At 72.4% G+C, this 17,162-nt stretch carries 16 protein-coding genes; 14 read left to right on the forward strand and 2 right to left on the reverse strand.

Annotated elements, in window-relative coordinates:
• The first annotated feature begins 38 nt into the window (after nt 1-38).
• The 8 genes from alaS to aroB are packed head-to-tail and all read left to right on the forward strand — an operon-like array spanning nt 39 to nt 8,954.
• Nucleotides 39-2,729: an alanine--tRNA ligase gene (gene alaS / locus FXF60_RS00095; RefSeq protein WP_151523232.1), complete on the forward strand. Its 2,691-nt coding sequence runs from the start codon at nt 39-41 to the stop codon at nt 2,727-2,729.
• Nucleotides 2,726-3,262 carry a Holliday junction resolvase RuvX gene (gene ruvX, locus FXF60_RS00100; protein WP_151523233.1) on the forward strand — a complete coding sequence of 179 codons (537 nt, stop codon included), beginning with the start codon at nt 2,726-2,728 and terminating at the stop codon, nt 3,260-3,262. Before alaS ends, ruvX begins: the two co-directional genes overlap by 4 nt.
• Complete coding sequence (gene mltG / locus FXF60_RS00105) at nt 3,259-4,503, forward strand: endolytic transglycosylase MltG (RefSeq protein WP_151523234.1); 1,245 nt, start codon at nt 3,259-3,261, stop codon at nt 4,501-4,503. The genes ruvX and mltG overlap by 4 nt, the downstream gene beginning before the upstream one ends.
• Nucleotides 4,497-5,330 carry a shikimate dehydrogenase gene (locus tag FXF60_RS00110; protein WP_151523235.1) on the forward strand — a complete coding sequence of 278 codons (834 nt, stop codon included), beginning with the start codon at nt 4,497-4,499 and terminating at the stop codon, nt 5,328-5,330. Before mltG ends, FXF60_RS00110 begins: the two co-directional genes overlap by 7 nt.
• A complete protein-coding gene (locus tag FXF60_RS00115; RefSeq protein WP_151523236.1) occupies nt 5,331-6,050 on the forward strand; it encodes a prepilin peptidase in 720 nt (239 codons plus the stop codon).
• Nucleotides 6,051-6,106: 56 nt separating this feature from the next.
• Entirely contained in the window at nt 6,107-7,369 is a 1,263-nt protein-coding gene (gene aroC / locus FXF60_RS00120) for a chorismate synthase (protein WP_151523237.1), read from the forward strand.
• Nucleotides 7,366-7,872 carry a shikimate kinase gene (locus FXF60_RS00125; protein WP_151523238.1) on the forward strand — a complete coding sequence of 169 codons (507 nt, stop codon included), beginning with the start codon at nt 7,366-7,368 and terminating at the stop codon, nt 7,870-7,872. The genes aroC and FXF60_RS00125 overlap by 4 nt, the downstream gene beginning before the upstream one ends.
• Nucleotides 7,869-8,954 (forward strand): 3-dehydroquinate synthase, encoded by a 1,086-nt coding sequence (gene aroB, locus FXF60_RS00130; protein WP_151523574.1) that lies wholly within the window; start codon nt 7,869-7,871, stop codon nt 8,952-8,954. Before FXF60_RS00125 ends, aroB begins: the two co-directional genes overlap by 4 nt.
• Nucleotides 8,955-8,957: 3 nt before the next feature.
• Here the strand turns inward: aroB and FXF60_RS00135 are convergent, their stop codons facing one another.
• A complete protein-coding gene (locus tag FXF60_RS00135) occupies nt 8,958-10,535 on the reverse strand; it encodes an FMN-binding glutamate synthase family protein (protein WP_151523239.1) in 1,578 nt (525 codons plus the stop codon).
• Nucleotides 10,536-10,659: 124 nt separating this feature from the next.
• Between FXF60_RS00135 and efp the strand changes: the two genes are divergently transcribed.
• Complete coding sequence (gene efp, locus FXF60_RS00140) at nt 10,660-11,220, forward strand: elongation factor P (RefSeq protein ID WP_151523240.1); 561 nt, start codon at nt 10,660-10,662, stop codon at nt 11,218-11,220.
• A 3-nt stretch (nt 11,221-11,223) separates the two neighbouring features.
• Complete coding sequence (gene nusB / locus FXF60_RS00145) at nt 11,224-11,637, forward strand: transcription antitermination factor NusB (RefSeq protein ID WP_151523241.1); 414 nt, start codon at nt 11,224-11,226, stop codon at nt 11,635-11,637.
• A 144-nt stretch (nt 11,638-11,781) separates the two neighbouring features.
• On the opposite strand, the gene FXF60_RS00150 is transcribed toward nusB, so the two are convergent.
• Nucleotides 11,782-12,861 (reverse strand): hypothetical protein, encoded by a 1,080-nt coding sequence (locus FXF60_RS00150; protein ID WP_151523242.1) that lies wholly within the window; start codon nt 12,859-12,861, stop codon nt 11,782-11,784.
• A 262-nt stretch (nt 12,862-13,123) separates the two neighbouring features.
• Between FXF60_RS00150 and pyrR the strand changes: the two genes are divergently transcribed.
• Genes pyrR through carA form a run of 4 tightly spaced genes read left to right on the forward strand, consistent with a single transcriptional unit; the run spans nt 13,124 to nt 17,161 of the window.
• Entirely contained in the window at nt 13,124-13,702 is a 579-nt protein-coding gene (gene pyrR / locus FXF60_RS00155; RefSeq protein WP_151523243.1) for a bifunctional pyr operon transcriptional regulator/uracil phosphoribosyltransferase PyrR, read from the forward strand.
• A complete protein-coding gene (locus FXF60_RS00160) occupies nt 13,699-14,631 on the forward strand; it encodes an aspartate carbamoyltransferase catalytic subunit (RefSeq protein WP_151523244.1) in 933 nt (310 codons plus the stop codon). The genes pyrR and FXF60_RS00160 overlap by 4 nt, the downstream gene beginning before the upstream one ends.
• Nucleotides 14,628-15,962: a dihydroorotase gene (locus FXF60_RS00165; RefSeq protein WP_151523245.1), complete on the forward strand. Its 1,335-nt coding sequence runs from the start codon at nt 14,628-14,630 to the stop codon at nt 15,960-15,962. The genes FXF60_RS00160 and FXF60_RS00165 overlap by 4 nt, the downstream gene beginning before the upstream one ends.
• Nucleotides 15,963-15,964: 2 nt before the next feature.
• Nucleotides 15,965-17,161 (forward strand): glutamine-hydrolyzing carbamoyl-phosphate synthase small subunit, encoded by a 1,197-nt coding sequence (carA, locus tag FXF60_RS00170; RefSeq protein WP_151523575.1) that lies wholly within the window; start codon nt 15,965-15,967, stop codon nt 17,159-17,161.
• Nucleotide 17,162 lies beyond the last annotated feature (1 nt).

Genomic DNA, 17,162 nt, shown 5'->3' on the forward strand with positions numbered 1-17,162 from the left:
TAGAGTGGATCAGTCCCGATCCGCCTCGTGAGGAGACCATGGAAACCGCCGAGATCCGCCGCCGCTGGCTGTCGTTCTTCGAGAGCAAGGGTCACGCGGTGGTGCCCAGCGCCTCCCTGGTCAGCCAGGACCCGACGCTGCTGTTCACGGTGGCGGGCATGGTGCCGTTCATCCCCTACCTCACCGGCCAGCAGACGCCGCCCTGGGACCGGGCGACCAGCGTGCAGAAGTGCGTCCGGACCCTCGACATCGAGGAGGTCGGCAAGACCACCCGGCACGGCACGTTCTTCCAGATGAACGGCAACTTCTCCTTCGGCGACTACTTCAAGGAGGGTGCGATCTCCTACGCCTGGGAGTTCGTCACCGGCTCGCAGGACGAGGGCTGCCTGGGCTTCGACCCCGAGTCCATCTGGGTCACCGTGCTCAAGGGCGACGACGAGGCGCGCGAGCTCTGGGGCCGGGTCGCCGGGCTGCCGCCCGAGCGGATCCAGGAGCGCGGGCTGGAGGACAACTACTGGCACACCGGCGTCCCGGGCCCGGGCGGCCCGTGCAGCGAGATCTACGTGGACCGCGGGCCGGAGTACGGCCCGGACGGCGGCCCGGTCGTCGACGAGGACCGCTTCCTCGAGATCTGGAACCTCGTCTTCATGCAGGAGGAGCTGAGCGAGGTCCGCTCAAAGACCGACTTCGACGTCGTCGGTGAGCTGCCGAGCAAGAACATCGACACCGGGATGGGCCTGGAGCGGGTCGCCTACCTGCTCCAGGGGGTGGACAACCTCTACGAGATCGACGAGGTCTACCCCGTCATCGAGCGTGCCGAGGAGCTCAGCGGACGCGCCTACGGTGCCGACCACGACGATGACGTCCGCTTCCGGGTGGTCGCCGACCACGTCCGCTCCGGCCTCATGCTCATGGGTGACGGCGTCGTGCCGGGCAACGAGGGACGCGGGTATGTCCTGCGCCGGCTGCTGCGGCGGGCGGTCCGCTCGATGCGTCTGCTGGGGGTGGAGGAGCCCTCGCTGCCGCACCTGCTCCCGGTGAGCAAAGACGTCATGAAGGCGTCCTACCCCGAGCTGGCCGAGCAGTGGGACCGGATCGCGGAGGTCGCCTACGCCGAGGAGCAGGCCTTCCGGCGCACCCTCGCCAGCGGCACCAGCATCCTCGACGACGCGGTCGCGCAGGCCAAGTCCTCCGGGGCCACCCGGCTGGGCGGTGCCGAGGCGTTCGCGCTGCACGACACCTACGGGTTTCCCATCGACCTGACCCTGGAGATGGCCTCGGAGCAGGGCCTGTCGGTCGACGAGGACGGCTTCCGCACGCTCATGACCGAGCAGCGCGAGCGGGCCAAGGCGGACGCCCGGGCGAAGAAGTCCGGCCGTGGAGGCGCCGGCGTCTACCGCGGTCTCGCGGACCGGCTGGGCGTCGCCACCGAGTTCACCGGCTACGAGCAGATGGCCGGCGAGGACCGCGTGCTCGGCCTGTTCTCCGGCGGGCACGAGGTGGAGCGGGCGCGGCTCGACGGGGGCGCGCTCGAGAGCGGGTCCGAGATCGAGCTCGTGCTCGGGAGCACCCCCTTCTACGCCGAGGCGGGCGGGCAGCTCGCCGACCACGGGACGATCCGTCTGGGCGGCGGCGGGATCGTCGAGGTGACCGACGTGCAGCGACCGGTGCCCGGGCTGGTCGTGCACCGGGGCCGCCTGGTCGAGGGGGAGGTCGCCGTCGGGGAGGGCGCCCAGAGCGAGATCGACGTGGTCCGCCGCGCCTCGGTGTCGCGCGCGCACACCGCCACCCACATCGTGCACAAGGTGCTGCGCGAGACGCTGGGGGACAGCGCGACCCAGGCCGGCTCGGAGAACGCCCCGGGACGCCTCCGGTTCGACTTCCGCGCCACCCGGGGGCTGGGCCCGGACGAGCTGGCTGCGGTCGAGGCCCGCATCAACGAGCGACTGATGGCAGACCTGCAGGTCAGCGCCGCCGAGATGAGCTTCGCCGAGGCCCGGGAGATGGGCGCCATGGCACTCTTCGGCGAGCGCTACCCGGACGTGGTCCGGGTCGTCTCGGTGGGCGGCCCGTGGAGCCTGGAGCTCTGCGGTGGCACGCACGTCCTCAACAGCGCGCAGCTCTCCCTGGTCAAGATCATGGGCGAGTCCTCCATCGGGTCCGGGGTGCGCCGGGTCGAGGCGCTGGTCGGGGCCGACGCCTACAGCCAGCTGGCGCGGGAGAACGTCATCGTCAACCAGCTCACGGACGCGCTGAAGGTCCGCCCGGACGAGCTCTCGGAGCGGGTGGCCCAGCTGATGACGCGGCTCAAGGACGCGGAGAAGGAGATCGCGCAGGCCAAGGCCTCCCAGGTGCTGTCCGCGGCCTCAGGACTGGTCGAGCGGGCGCAGGACGTGTCCGGGACCACCTTCCTCGGTCACGACCTCGGCGACGGAGCCGGCGCGGACGACCTGCGCCGCCTGGTCACCGACCTGCGGACCCGGCTCGGCGACGAGCGGCCGACGGTGGTCGCGCTCACGGGTGTCGCCGCCGGTCGACCCGCAGTGGTCGTCGCCACCAACGAGGCCGCGCGTACCCGCGGCACGAAGGCGGGGGCACTGGTGAAGGTCGCCGCGCAGGCGCTCGGCGGCGGAGGTGGTGGCAAGGACGACCTGGCCCAGGGAGGCGGCCAGGACGCTGCCGCCACCGGTGCCGCCCTCCAGGCCGTCGAGGGCGCGTTGCGAGCGTGAGTGGTCACCACGGGACACCGCCGGAGGGGCCGGCCGGTGTCCTGCTGGGGATCGACGTCGGTGAGACCCGGGTGGGGCTCGCCGCCTCCGACGCGCTCGGCCTGCTGGCGCACCCGGTCGCCACCCTGAGACGGGACCACGAGCACGAGACCGACCTGGAGCGCATCGCCGAGGAGGCGCGGGCCCGGGACGCCTCGACGGTCGTCGTCGGCCTGCCGCGGTCCCTGGACGGGCAGGAGCGGGTGGCTGCCGCCCGCGCCCGCAGGTACGCTGAGCGGCTGCAACGGTGCCTGGAGGTGCCGGTCCGTCTCTGGGACGAGCGGCTGACCACGGTCGATGCCCACCGGACGCTGCGCAGCAGCGGCGTTCCTGGCCGAGACCAGCGTGGCGTCGTCGACCAGGCGGCGGCCGTGCTTATCCTCCAAGCAGCTCTGGACGCTCGCCGAGCCGGCCGCCCTGTCGGCTCATCCCTCAAGGCGAGGAAACCCCGGGCCCGACGGTCTCGCGACCCTGACGCGAAGGACGCCACATGAGCCAGCCGCCTCCGGACGACTGGGACGAGCACGACCGGCATGCCGCCGAACGCTTCGACGACGACGTGCTGGGCCTGCGCGGCGAGCGGCACCACGACGAGTGGCTCGCCGACCACGTCATGGCCACCGACGAGCTGGAGGAGGAGACCTTCCGCCCGCGTCGGCGACGTCAGGGCAGCCCGGTGCTCAGGGGCCTGGCGCTCGCCGTGGCGGCGGTCGTCGTCGTCGTCGCGTCCGTCTTCGCCTTCGGGTCCGTCCGGTCCATGCTTCCCGACCTCTCCGGTGGTGAGCAGGTGGACACCACGGACTACGCAGGGGAGGGCAGCGGCGAGGTGATGGTCGAGATCCCGGACGGTGCAGCCGGGGCGCAGATCGCCGAGATCCTGGCCGAGGAGGACGTCGTCGGCTCCGTCGCCGCCTTCACCACCGCGCTGCAGGCGAACCCCGACGCGGCCGCGATCCAGCCCGGCACCTACCGGATGGCCAACCAGATGAGCTCCGAGGCGGCCCTCTCCCGGCTGCTCGACTCGCAGTTCCGCGAGTTCAGCGGGGTGACGGTCCGCGAGGGGCTCTGGGTGGCCGAGACCTTCGAGGTCCTGGCCGAGGGCACCGACCACGAGGTGGCGGACTACGAGGCGGTGGACCCGGCCTCCCTGGACCTTCCGGAGGCGGCGCAGGGGGAGCTCGAGGGCTTCCTCTTCCCCAGCACCTACGAGTTCGGCCCGGAGAGCACGCCGGAGCAGCAGCTGCAGACCATGATCGACCAGGGCCAGCAGGTCTACGCCGACATCGGCATCCCGGACGAGGACCTGCGCGAGGTGGTCATCAAGGGCAGCATCGTGCAGGGAGAGGGCCAGTTCGCCGAGGACCTGCCCAAGATCGCCCGGGTGATGGAGAACCGCATCGAGGGCAACTCGGAGACCGACGGCTTCCTGCAGATGGACTCCACGGTGCACTTCATCTTCCAGGAGCGCGGTCGCGCCGGGACCACCGAGGAGCAGCGCTCGGACGACAGCCCCTACAACACCTACGTGCATCCGGGGCTGCCCCCGGGCCCGATCAACTCGCCCGGCGAGGACGCCCTGCGGGCGGCCTACGAGCCCGAGCAGGGCGACTGGGTCTACTTCGTCACGGTCAACCCCTCCACCGGCGAGACCAAGTTCGCCGAGACCTACGAGGAGCACCTCGTCAACCAGGACGAGTTCCTCCAGTGGTGCGAGGACAACCCGGACCAGTGCTGACCCGGGCCGCGGTCGTCGGCTCACCCGTCGGCCACTCGCTGTCCCCGGTGCTGCACCGCGCCGCCTACGCGTCGCTCGGCCTGACCGACTGGACCTACGACCGCGTCGACGTGGCCCGTGGTGCCCTGGCCGGGCACGTGGGCCGGCTGGGGCCCGAGTGGGCCGGCCTCTCGGTGACCATGCCGGGCAAGGAGGAGGCGCTCGCGCTCGCCGCCACCGCGACGGAGGAGGCGCGGTCCGCCGGCGCCGCCAACACCCTCGTCCGGCGGCAGGCGGGATGGCACGCGGAGAACACCGACGTGCCCGGTCTCGCCGCGGCCATCCGGGAGACCGGGCTCGACCGGGCCGAGCGTGCTGTCGTGCTCGGTGGGGGCGCGACCGCGAGGTCGGCGATCCTGGCCCTGCACTCGATGGGTGCCGCGCAGGTCACCGTCTGCGTGCGCGACGACGTCCGGCGCCCGACCCGGGACCTGCTGGAGCGGCTGCGGCTCGACACGCGGATCCGGCTGCTCGCCGACGGCATACCGCTCGGAGACGGCGAGGTCGTCGTGAGCACCCTGCCCGGCGACGTCCCGTCGCCGTCCCTGCGGCCTCCCGCCGCGGGGGCAGACCTGCCGGTCCTCGTCGACACCTGCTACCTCCCGTGGCCCAGCGCCTTCAGCGCCTCGGTCGGGTCGGAGCTGGCGGGTAGGGTCGCGGTCGTGAGGGGAACACGCATGCTGCTGCACCAGGCCGCCCACCAGGTCGAGCTGATGACCGGCCGACCCGCGCCGGTCGCGGCCATGGACGACGCCCTGTCGGCCCACCTGGCCACCGAGGGAGCCTGAGTGACCGAGCTGGTGCTGCCCTCGGTCGTCGCGGTCGTCGTCGCGGCGCTGGGCATCCCCGTCGCGCGGTGGCTGGAGCAGACGACCTACCGCAAACCGGACGAGGTCGACGAACCCTCGCCCGGACGGCGCTGGTGGGTGCCGGTGGCCCTGGGCCTGTCCTGCGCTGCCGTGCTGCACCGCGTCTGGCAGGTGCCGGACCCGGCGGTGCCCGGCTGGCCGGTGGCCCTGGTGCTCAGCATCACCCTGCTGCCAGTCACCCTCGCGTGCGTCTGCCTGGCCGCCATGGACCTCGACGTGCACCGTCTCCCGGACCGGATCATGTGGCCGACGATGGGCCTGCTGGGCCTGGGTCTGCCCGTCGCCGCCCTGGTCGGTGGCGGCGCCGAGCCCCTGCTGCGGGCCCTGCTCGCCGGGGTGAGCGCGGGCGGGTTCTATCTCCTCATCGCGCTGCTCTCGCTGGCCCGCGGGTCGCTGGCCCTGGGGCTCGGTGACGTCAAGCTCGCCGTCGTCCTGGGAGCCGGGCTGGGCTGGTTCGGGTGGCCGGAGGCGATCCTGGGCATCTACGCCGGCTTCCTCGTCGGAGGACTCTTCGCGCTGGGGCTGCTGGTGGGTCGGAAGGTCCGCTGGAAGGGGCACTTCGCCTACGGGCCGGCGATGATGCTGGGCGCCCTCCTGGGTCTGCTGGTCGGGCCCGGGATGCTGACCGGCCTGTCCTGAACCCACGCCGCCGTGCGGCCGCGGGACGGCCGGACCTGCGTGGGAGGATGGCGGCCATGCTGCGTTGGTTGACCGCTGGTGAGTCGCACGGACCTGCCCTCACCGCCGTGATGGAGGGCCTGCCCGCCGGGGTGCGGGTGGAACGATCGGCGGTGGAGGCCGCCCTGGCGCGGCGACGGCTCGGCTACGGCCGAGGGGCGCGGATGAGCTTCGAGGCGGACCGGCTGCACTTCCTCGGAGGTCTGCGGCACGGTGTCTCGCTCGGCTCCCCGCTGGCCCTGCAGATCGAGAACAGCGAGTGGCACAAGTGGGAGGCGGTGATGGGACCCGAGCCGGTCGCGGGGGAGGCGCTGCAGGGGTCCGACGACGTGGGCGCGCCGCAGGAGCTCGCGCGCAACCGGCCCCTGACCCGGCCCCGCCCCGGCCACGCGGACCTGGTCGGGATGACGAAGTACGGCTTCGACGAGGCCCGCCCGGTGCTCGAGCGGGCCTCGGCCCGGGAGACGGCGGCGAGGGTCGCGCTCGGTGCCGTGGCCGCGGCCTTCCTGCAGCAGGCGGTCGGGGTCCGGCTGGTCTCGCACACCGTGAGCATCGGACGGGCCGGGCTCCCCGGTGCGGACGCCGACGCGCCGGACGAGACGCACCTGCCGCGCGCCGAGGACGTCGACCGGGTCGACGCGGACCCGGTCCGCACCCTCGACCCCGACCTGTCCGCGGCGATGGTGGCCGAGGTCGATGCGGCCAAGAAGGACGGCGACACCCTGGGCGGGGTGGTCGAGGTGCTCGCCTACGGACTCCCTCCGGGCCTGGGATCGCACGTGCACTGGGACCGCCGCCTGGACGCCCGGCTGGCGGGTGCCCTCATGGGCATCCAGGCGATCAAGGGGGTCGAGGTCGGCGAAGGCTTCCGCACCGCCGCGCGCCGGGGCAGCCAGGCGCACGACGAGATCGACCGGGACGAGGCCGGGCTCATCCGCCGTGCCACGCTGCGCAGCGGCGGCACCGAGGGCGGGATGAGCACCGGCGAGGTGCTGCGGGTGCGCGCCGCGATGAAGCCGATCTCCACCGTGCCCCGCGCGTTGCGCACCGTCGACACGGCCACGGGGGAGCCGGGCACCGCCATCCACCAGCGCTCCGACGTCTGCGCGGTGCCCGCCGCCGGAGTGGTGGCGGAGGCGATGGTCGCCCTGGTGCTGGCGGACGCGGTCCTGGAGAAGTTCGGGGGCGACTCCGTGCCCGAGGTGGCCCGCAACCACGCGGCATACCTCGCCGCCGTCAGCGAGCACCAGCGGACCCCGGCGACGGAGCCGGCGCGATGACCGGGCCGGTCGTGGTCCTGGTCGGGCCGCCCGGAGCCGGCAAGTCCACCGTCGGCGCGGTGCTCGCGGACCGCCTCTCGGTGCGGCTGCACGACACCGACGCCGCGCTGGAGGCCGCGCAGGGCAGGTCGATCAGCGACATCTTCGTCGACGACGGGGAGCCCGCCTTCCGGGCGATGGAGCGGGCCGAGGTGCTCCGCGCGCTGCAGGAGGAGGACGGGGTCCTGGCGCTGGGTGGCGGCGCGGTCATGCAGACCGAGGTGGCGCAGGCGCTCCAGGCCGGGGAGCACCCCGTGGTCTTCCTCGACGTCAGCATCGCCGACGCCTCGGCCCGGGTCGGGTTCGACGCCTCGCGGCCGCTGCTGCTGGTCAACCCCCGCGCGTCCTGGACCCGGCTGATGAACGCTCGACGGCCGACCTACGAGGCGGTCAGCGGGCTGCGGGTGGACACCGCGGGGCTGACCGCGGACCAGGTCGCGGACGAGGTGATGGCGTGGTTGTGAGCACCCACCGGACCATCGCGGTGGGCGGCTCCCAGCCGTATGCCGTGCGGATCGGGGCCGACGCGCTCACCCGGCTGGGGGAGCACGCCGGCGCCGTCCCGGGGCGCAAGGTGCTGCTGGTCCACCAGAGCGGGCGGGAGCCGCTGGCCGAGGAGGCCGCCGCGACGCTGCGCGCCGCCGGTGCCACGCCGGTGCTGGCCGCCGTCCCGGACGCCGAGGCCGCCAAGGACGTCGGTGTCCTCGCCGACCTCTGGCGCCGGCTGGGCCAGGAGGGGTTCACCCGCTCCGACCTGGTCGTGGGGATCGGAGGAGGGGCCACCACCGACCTCGCGGGCTTCGTCGCCGCCAGCTGGCTCCGCGGGGTCGACGTGGTCCAGCTGCCCACCTCGCTGCTCGCCGTCGTCGATGCGGCCGTCGGCGGCAAGACCGGGATCAACACGGCGGAGGGCAAGAACCTCGTCGGCGCCTTCCACCCGCCGGTCGAGGTGCTCTGCGACCCCGCCTGGCTGGGCACCCAACCGCGCGCGGACTACGCCTCCGGGCTCGCCGAGGTCATCAAGTGCGGGTTCATCGCCGACCCCACCATCCTCGACCTGGTCGAGGCGGACCCGGCGGCCGCCACCGACCCGACCGGGCACCCGGCGCTGGCGCTCGACCTGATCGCGCGGGCGGTGCAGGTCAAGGCCGACGTCGTGGCCGCGGACCTCACCGAGTCGTCGCTGCGGGAGATCCTCAACTACGGGCACACCTTCGCCCACGCGATCGAGCAGGTCGAGCACTACACCTGGCGGCACGGCGACGCCGTCGCGGTCGGCATGACCTACGTCGCCGAGCTCGCCCGCCGAGCCGGCCGGATCGACACCGACCTCGCCGAGCGGCACCGTCGCGTGCTCACCTCGGTGGGCCTCCCTACGGCATACCTGCCGGGGCGGTGGGAGGAGCTGCGCGCCGTCATGGGGCGGGACAAGAAGTCGCGCGGCTCGACGCTGCGCTTCGTCGTGCTCGAGGGGCTGGGCCGCCCCGCACGGCTGGAGGGGCCGACCGAGGAGCAGCTGCAGGAGGCCTACGCGGCGGTCAGCTGACCGTCAGTGGGAGGCCGTGGCCGAGGGCTCCGCCGAGCCGCCGTGCGGGGCGGCCAGCATCAGCCGGTGCAGCTCGCGGTCCTGCTCCCGTGAGGGCAGCCCCCACTCGGGCGAGTCGTAGCCCACCTGCTGCCACAGCGGCGTCGCCTGCCGCTGGCCGAGCAGGATCTCCACGCTGTCGCCCCGGATCAGGGCCGGGTGGACGACCCCGCAGGCCTCCGCCAGCTTGAGCATCTCCCGGCGCCAGGACCTCAGGTAGTTGGCGGCGCGGACCGACTTCAGGTCAGGGTCCAACCCGCGGGTGAGCCAGGGGTTCTGCGTGGCGACGCCGGTGGGGCAGTGGTCGTCGTGGCACCGCTGCGCCTGGATGCACCCGATCGACAGCATCGCCTCCCGCGCGACGTGGCACAGGTCGACCCCGAGCGCGAAGGCGACGGCCGCGTTGGTCGGCAGCCCCAGCTTGCCGCCGCCGACGAAGACGACGTCGCCCGCGATGCCGCGGCGGGCGAACTCGGCATACACACGGGGGAAGCCGACCCGGAACGGCAGCGCGACCGAGTCGGCGAACGGCAGCGGAGCGGCGCCGGTGCCGCCCTCGCCGCCGTCGACCGTGATGAAGTCCACACCGCGGTCGTCGGTGACCATCGCCTCGGCCAGCTCGCTCCACAGGCGCTGGTCACCCACGGCCGACTTGATCCCGACCGGGAGCCCCGTCTCGGTCGCGAGCAGCTCCACGAAGTCGAGCATGCTGTCGATGTCGGAGAACTCCGCGTGCCGGCTGGGGGAGTGGCAGTCCCGGTCCTGCGCGATCCCGCGGATGGCCGCGATCTCGTCGGTGATCTTGTCCTTGGGCAGCAGCCCGCCGAGCCCCGGCTTGGCGCCCTGCGACAGCTTGACCTCCAACGCCCGGACCGGGTTGGCCGCGACCAGGTCCTTGAGCCGGGCCAGGTCGAACCGCCCGCGCTCGTCGCGGCACCCGAAGTAGGCCGTGCCGATCTGGAAGATCAGGTCCGCCCCGTGCTGGTGGTGGACGCTGATCCCGCCCTCCCCGGTGTTGTGCAGCGCGCCGGCCTCCCGGCAGCCGCGGTTCAGCGCCTCGACCGCGGGACCGGAGAGCGAGCCGTAGCTCATGGCGGAGACGTTGATCGCCGACCGCGGACGGAAGGCGTGCGCGCGTCCCCTGGCGTGGCCCAGCACCTTGGCGCACGGAAGGTCGGTGGACTCCCCGGCGTGCGGGAGGACGGCCGGGGCGACCTCGGCGAAGGTGGCGTGCTTGAGGATGGCGTAGCCCTCGTCGTGCTCGACGTCGTTGTCGGTGCCGAAGCCGAAGTAGGGGTTCTGCTGCTTGCTGCTGGCGTAGACCCAGCGTCGCTGGTCCCGGCTGAACGGCCGCTCCTCGTTGTCCCCGGCCACGATGTACTGGCGCAGCTCGGGCCCGATCTTCTCCACGGCGTACCGCGCGTGCCCGATGACCGGGAAGTTGCGCAGGATCGCATGCTTCTTCTGCAGCAGGTCGTGCGCGGCCAGGGCCGCCAGACCGGCGGCGGGGAGGGCGGCCGCGAGACGGGTCCACGAAGTCATGGCCTCACTGTGCCGCATCGACGTGACGCAGGTCACGCCGACGGGCCGGGGCCGGCGCGCGGGTAGACTCGGTGAGGTTGACCACCTGAACGCGCCGACGGCATACCGAAGGAAGACACACGACGTGGCAAGCACGAACGACCTGAAGAACGGCATGGTCCTGGACATGGACAACGGGCTGTGGCAGGTGCTGGAGTTCCAGCACGTCAAGCCCGGCAAGGGCCCTGCCTTCGTCCGGACCAAGCTGAAGAACGTCCTGACCAACAAGATCGTGGACAAGACGTTCAACGCCGGCACCAAGGTGGAGACCGCGACGGTGGACCGGTCGGACTACCAGTACCTCTACAACGACGGCACCGACTTCATCTTCATGGACGAGAAGACCTACGAGCAGGTGCCGGTGAGCCCCGAGGCGATGGGCGAGGCCGCGAGCTACCTGCTCGAGAACAACCGGGCCATGATCGCCCAGCACGAGGGCCGGGTGCTCTACGTCGAGCTGCCGCCGTCCGTGGTGCTGGAGATCACGCATACCGACCCGGGCCTGCAGGGCGACCGCTCCACCGGCGGCACCAAGCCGGCGACCCTCGAGACCGGCGCCGAGATCCAGGTCCCGCTCTTCCTCGAGACCGGCACCAAGGTCAAGGTGGACACCCGCGACGGTTCCTACCTGGGCCGCGTGAACTGAGCCGTGGCGGCACGCACCCGGGCCCGCAAGCGGGCTCTGGAGCTGCTGTTCGAGGCCGAGCAGCGTGGGGTCAACGTCGGTGAGCTGCTGGAGCAGCGGATCGAGACGCCGACCACGCAGCACGCACTGCCCGACTACACGGTGGAGATCGTGCGCGGCGTGCTGCAGCACTGGTCGCAGATCGAGGAGATCCTCACCACCTGGTCGCAGGGGTGGAGCCTGGAGCGGATGGCCGCGGTGGACCGCGCGGCGCTGCGGGTCGGCACCTGGGAGATCCTCTGGAACGACGAGGTGCCGGACATGGTGGCCGTCTCCGAGGCGGTCGAGCTGGTGCAGCGGATGAGCACCGACGACTCTCCCGGCTTCGTCAACGGCCTGCTCGCCCGGATCTCCGAGCTCAAGCACACCCTCATCTGACCGGCCGCACGGTGTGCGTCGACCGGCCGCACGGTTTGCGTCGACCGGCCGCACGGTTTGGGTGGACCGGCCGCACGGTTCGGGTGGACCGGCCGCACGGTTTGGGTGGACCGGCCGCACACTTTGCGTGGACCGCACCGTGGTTCAGCGACGCCGTCGTCGGGTGCGGCGGTAGCGGAGATCCTCGGCGTCCACCGACGGGGTCTCGACGGAGAAGGGGAGCCGGCGCGCCTCTCCCTGGTAGACGACGTACCCACGGAACTGTTCAGGGTGCGAGGCCGCGAAGGCATGTCGCACGCGACCGTGCACGGCCTCGGGTTGTTCACGGACCTCGTCCGGCGTCCAGCGGACGAACGGCAGCCCCAGGTGCTCGACGGGTTCCTGTCGCCGACGCTCTTCCTCAAGCCGGTGTCGCACCACCTCCTCGACGGGACGCTCGTCGCCGGGTTCACGCAGGAAGTACTTGGCATGGCCGTCGCACTCGCCCGCGACGCCGGCTTCGGGCCACAGGCCGTCGACCCGTGCCAGCCACCGCAGGTGCTCGTCGAGGATGTCCACCTGGTGCAGCGGCATGGGTATGCCAAGAAGGTGCAGTCGCCCGAAGGTGTACGACTCGGCCCAAGACTCACGGAGCGGGTCGGCCAGCGTGAGGACGCCCAGTGCGCGAGGTCGCCCTCGCCAACGCCGCTGGGTGTCCAGCTCTCGTCGGACCGCTTCCAGGGTCACCTGCCCATCGCGGAGCGCGGCGTCGAGCAGTGCGAGGCCGTGCGGCAGGCTGCGGACACGCAGGAAGTCGGCAACGGTGCGGGTCAACGTCGTGGTCAGGCGGCCGTCGATGACCTCGACCGGGGTCTCGATCTTGGCGCAATGCACGCTGAGGTCGGGCTCGCGTCGGGAGACCGGGGCGCGCTGCACCGCGCTGAGGTCGACGTTGGCCTGAGGACTGATGCTGACTTCGAGCTGGTGGACGAGCGCGGCACTCGTGTGGCTGGCGGCATGACCAGGTCGCCGCCGGAGCTCGAGGTCCAGTTGTGCGAGGTGGGAGACACGATGCTCCTCCCACTTCTCCGAGAGCGGAGGCGTGGGCGCCGACTTCGCGTACCAGCCGTGGCGGACCCAGGAGATCTCGTGGTCGTCGATCGCACGTGCGACATCGGCCCGGGTCGCCCCGGAGGCGAGCGCCTCACGAAGTCGGAACACGTCGGGGAGGGGCGTCAGGTCCATGTCCATGATCCTGACCAGGTATGCCGGCGCGCGGGACGGTCCGCGGACATCTGTGGATAACTCCTCTCTGCGCGTGGTATGCCGGTCCGACGTGCCGGCATACCGTGCGGCCGGTCGAGACAAACCGTGCGGTCGGTGCGCGCAAACCGTGCGGTCGGTCGGTGTGGGGGTGCGGGGGTGGGGGTGGGGGCGTTGTAGGGTGGTGCGCACCGACACGTCCTTTAACCACCGTCCTGTGAGGCGGGGAAGGAGAGTGGGCCTGATGAGCCCTGCCCGTGACCGAGATGCGGCGCCACCGCAGCAGCCCGTGGATCTCGGAGGACGTGAGGTTCTCACCGACGACGACATCCAGCGCGCGCTCACGCGGATCGCGCACGAGATCCTCGAGGGCAACAAGGGCCCGCAGGACCTGGTGCTGCTGGGGATCCCGACCCGCGGTGTCCCGCTCGCGCACCGCCTCGCCGCCGCCATCGCCGGCGTCGAGGGAGCACAGGTGCCCACCGGTTCGCTGGACATCACGATGTACCGTGACGACCTGCGCACCCAGCCGACCCGCGCTCCGGAGCCGATGAGCGTGCCCAGCGGCGGCGTGGACGGCAAGGTCGTGGTCCTCGTCGACGACGTCCTCTACTCCGGCCGGACGGTGCGCGCCGCCCTGGACAGCCTCGCCGACCTGGGGCGCCCCAGCGCGGTCCGGCTCGCGGTGCTGGTGGACCGCGGTCACCGGGAGCTGCCGATCCGCGCCGACTACGTCGGCAAGAACCTCCCGACCTCCCGCTCGGAGCGGGTGATGGTCCGCCTGCAGGACTGCGACGACGTCGAGGGGGTGTGGATCGCGTGAAGCACCTGCTGTCGATCGCCGACCTGGCGCCGGAGGAGATCACGTCCATCCTGGACACCGCGGTCTCGATGCACGAGGTGCAGGACCGGCAGGTCAAGAAGCTCCCGACGCTGCGCGGCCGCACCGTCATCAACTTCTTCTTCGAGGACTCGACGCGCACGCGGGCGTCCTTCGAGATCGCCGGCAAGTGGATGAGCGCCGACACCATCAACCTCACCGGCAAGGGCACCTCGGTGTCCAAGGGGGAGTCGCTGCGGGACACGGTGCTCACCATCGACGCGATGGGCGTCGACATGATGATCATCCGCCACCCGGCCAGCGGGGCACCTGCGCAGATCGCCGACTGGGTGGACTGCTCCATCGTCAATGCGGGCGACGGCACCCACGAGCACCCCAGCCAGGCGCTGCTGGACGCCTACACCCTGCGCCGCTCCCTCGGCGAGCTCGAGGGTCGGCACGTCGCCATCGTCGGTGACCTCACCCACTCGCGGGTGCTGCGCTCCAACCTGCTCTGCCTGCGCGCCCTCGGTGCCCACGTCACCCTGGTCGCGCCGCCCACCCTGATGCCCAGCGGCGTCCACGCCTGGGCGGCGGCCGACGGGTTCGACGTCTCCTACGACCTCGACGAGGTCCTCCCACAGGTCGACGCGGTGATGATGCTCCGGGTGCAGCGGGAGCGCATGAGCGGCGGCTACTTCCCGACCGCCAAGGAGTATGCCGTCACCTACGGCCTCACCCCGCGTCGCCTGGGTCTGCTCCAGGATCACGCGGTGATCTGCCACCCCGGTCCGATGAACCGCGGGCTGGAGATCTCCGCGGACGCCGCGGACGCCGCCCGCTCCCTGGTGCTGGACCAGGTCAGCGCCGGTGTCGCGGTCCGCATGTCGATCCTCTACCACCTCCTCGCCGGGGAAGGAGACGCGCAGTGAGCACCACACCACCCCTGCTCATCACGGGAGCCGACATCGAGGGGGAGGGAGCCGGTGACGTCCTCGTCGTCGACGGCACGATCCGCGCCGTGGGCGCCGACGCCGCCGCCGAGGCACCCCAGGACACCCAGCGCCTCGACGCCGACGGGCTGGTACTGCTGCCCGGCCTGGTCGACCTGCACACCCACCTGCGCGAGCCCGGGCGGGAGGACGCCGAGACGGTCGAGTCAGGCTCGCAGGCTGCCGCCGTCGGCGGCTTCACCGCGGTGCTGGCGATGGCCAACACCACCCCGGTCACCGACTCGGCCGAGGTCGCCGAGACGGTCCTCGACCTGGGCCGTCGCGCGGGGTATGTCGACGTGCACCCGGTCGGCGCGGTCACCAAGGCGCTGGCCGGGGAGGAGCTGGCCGAGCTGGGGCTGATGGCGCGGTCCCGCGCACGGGTACGCGTCTTCTCCGACGACGGGAGGTGCGTGCACGACGCGCGGCTGATGCGCCGTGCCCTGGAGTACGTCAAGGCGTTCGACGGGGTGGTGTCGCAGCACGCGCAGGACCCCCGGCTGGCCGACGGCACGGCGTGCTGCCACGAGGGCGAGCTGTCCGGGCGGCTCGGGCTGCCCGGCTGGCCCGGCGTCGCCGAGGAGACGATCGTCGCCCGCGACGTCATGCTGGCCAGGCACACTGGCTCACGGGTGCACGTCGCGCACGTCTCCACGGCCGGCAGCGTCGAGGTCGTGCGCTGGGCCAAGGCGCAGGGGATCGCCGTCACCGCGGAGGTGACGCCGCACCACCTCATGCTGACCGAGGACGAGCTGGTCGGCTACGACCCGACCTTCAAGGTCAACCCGCCGCTGCGGCCGAGCGAGGACGCCCTGGTGCTGCGCCAGGCGCTCGCCGACGGCACCATCGACGCCGTGGCGACCGACCACGCCCCGCACGTCCGCCAGGACAAGGAGCACGCCTTCGCGGACGCCGCCTTCGGGATGCTCGGGCTGGAGACCGCGCTGCCGGTGGTGTCCACGGTGATGGTCGCGGAAGGCCTGATGACCTGGTCCGACGTGGCGCGCACCATGTCGACGACCCCCGCGCACATCGCCCGGCTGACCGACCAGGGCCAGGGCGTGGTCGCCGGTGCTTCGGCCCACCTCACGCTCGTCGACCCCACCCGCACCCACACGGTGGACCGGACGCTCTCGCGCTCGCTCTCCCGCAACAACCCCTGGCACGGGCGGACGCTCACCGGCGCCGTCCACCTGACGATGCTGCGAGGCCGGGTGACCGCGAGGAAAGGTCTGGTGTGGGGAAACACCACCGAGGAGAGCGACCAGTGACGATGACGACCGAGCCCGCGCTGCTCGTCCTCGAGGACGGCCGGACCTTCCACGGCGAGGCCTACGGCGCCCGCGGCCGCACCGTCGGCGAGGCGGTCTTCTGCACCGGGATGACCGGATACCAGGAGACCCTGACCGACCCGTCCTACCACCGCCAGGTCGTGGTCATGACCGCTCCGCACATCGGCAACACCGGCGTCAACACCACGGACATGGAGAGCCAGCGCATCTGGGTGGCCGGGTATGTCGTCCGCGACCCGGCCATCCGTCCGTCCAACTGGCGCTCCCAGGGTGACCTCGAGGACGCGCTGACCGACGCCGGGGTGGTCGGCATCAGCGGTGTCGACACCCGGGCCATCACCCGTCATCTCCGCGACCGCGGGGCGATGCGGGTCGGCATCTTCTCCGGGGAGTCCGCGCAGGCCGCGCCCGCAGAGCTGCTGCGCACCGTCACGCAGACCCCGCGGATGGCGGGCTCCGCGCTGGCCGCCGAGGTCTCGACCGAGGAGGCGTATGTCGTGTCCCCGCCCGAGGGGACGCCGACCAGGTTCCGGGTCGCGGCCCTCGACCTGGGGATCAAGGGGATGACGCCCGCCCTGATGGCGCGCCGCGGGATCGAGGTGCACGTGCTGCCCAGCCGCACCACCGTCGAGGAACTGCTCGTGCTGGAGCCGGACGGCGTCTTCTTCTCCAACGGACCGGGCGACCCGGCCACCGCCGAGCACGAGGTGGAGCTGCTGCGCGGCGTGCTGGACCGGGGCATACCGTTCTTCGGCATCTGCTTCGGCAACCAGCTGCTGGGGCGGGCCCTGGGCCTCGGGACCTACAAGCTGGCCTTCGGGCACCGCGGCATCAACCAGCCCGTGCTGGACCGCACCACCGGCAAGGTCGAGGTGACCAGCCACAACCACGGCTTCGCCATCGCCTGGCCGGAGGGGGTGCCGACCGACGAGCAGGTCGACACGCCCTACGGGCGGGTGCGTTGCGACCACGTGGCCCTGAACGACGACGTCGTGGAGGGCCTGGCCTGCGTGGACGTGCCCGCCTTCAGCGTGCAGTACCACCCCGAGGCGGCCGCCGGCCCGCACGACGCGGAGTACCTCTTCGACCGCTTCGTCGACCTGCTCGAGCGGCACGCCTCCGAGCCGGGCGCCGACGCCGCCCCGTCCACCCCCGGTCCCACCCAGCAGGAGTCCTGAG

It is taken from the genome of Serinicoccus kebangsaanensis, assembly GCF_008919445.1.
Lineage (GTDB): Bacteria > Actinomycetota > Actinomycetes > Actinomycetales > Dermatophilaceae > Ornithinicoccus > Ornithinicoccus kebangsaanensis.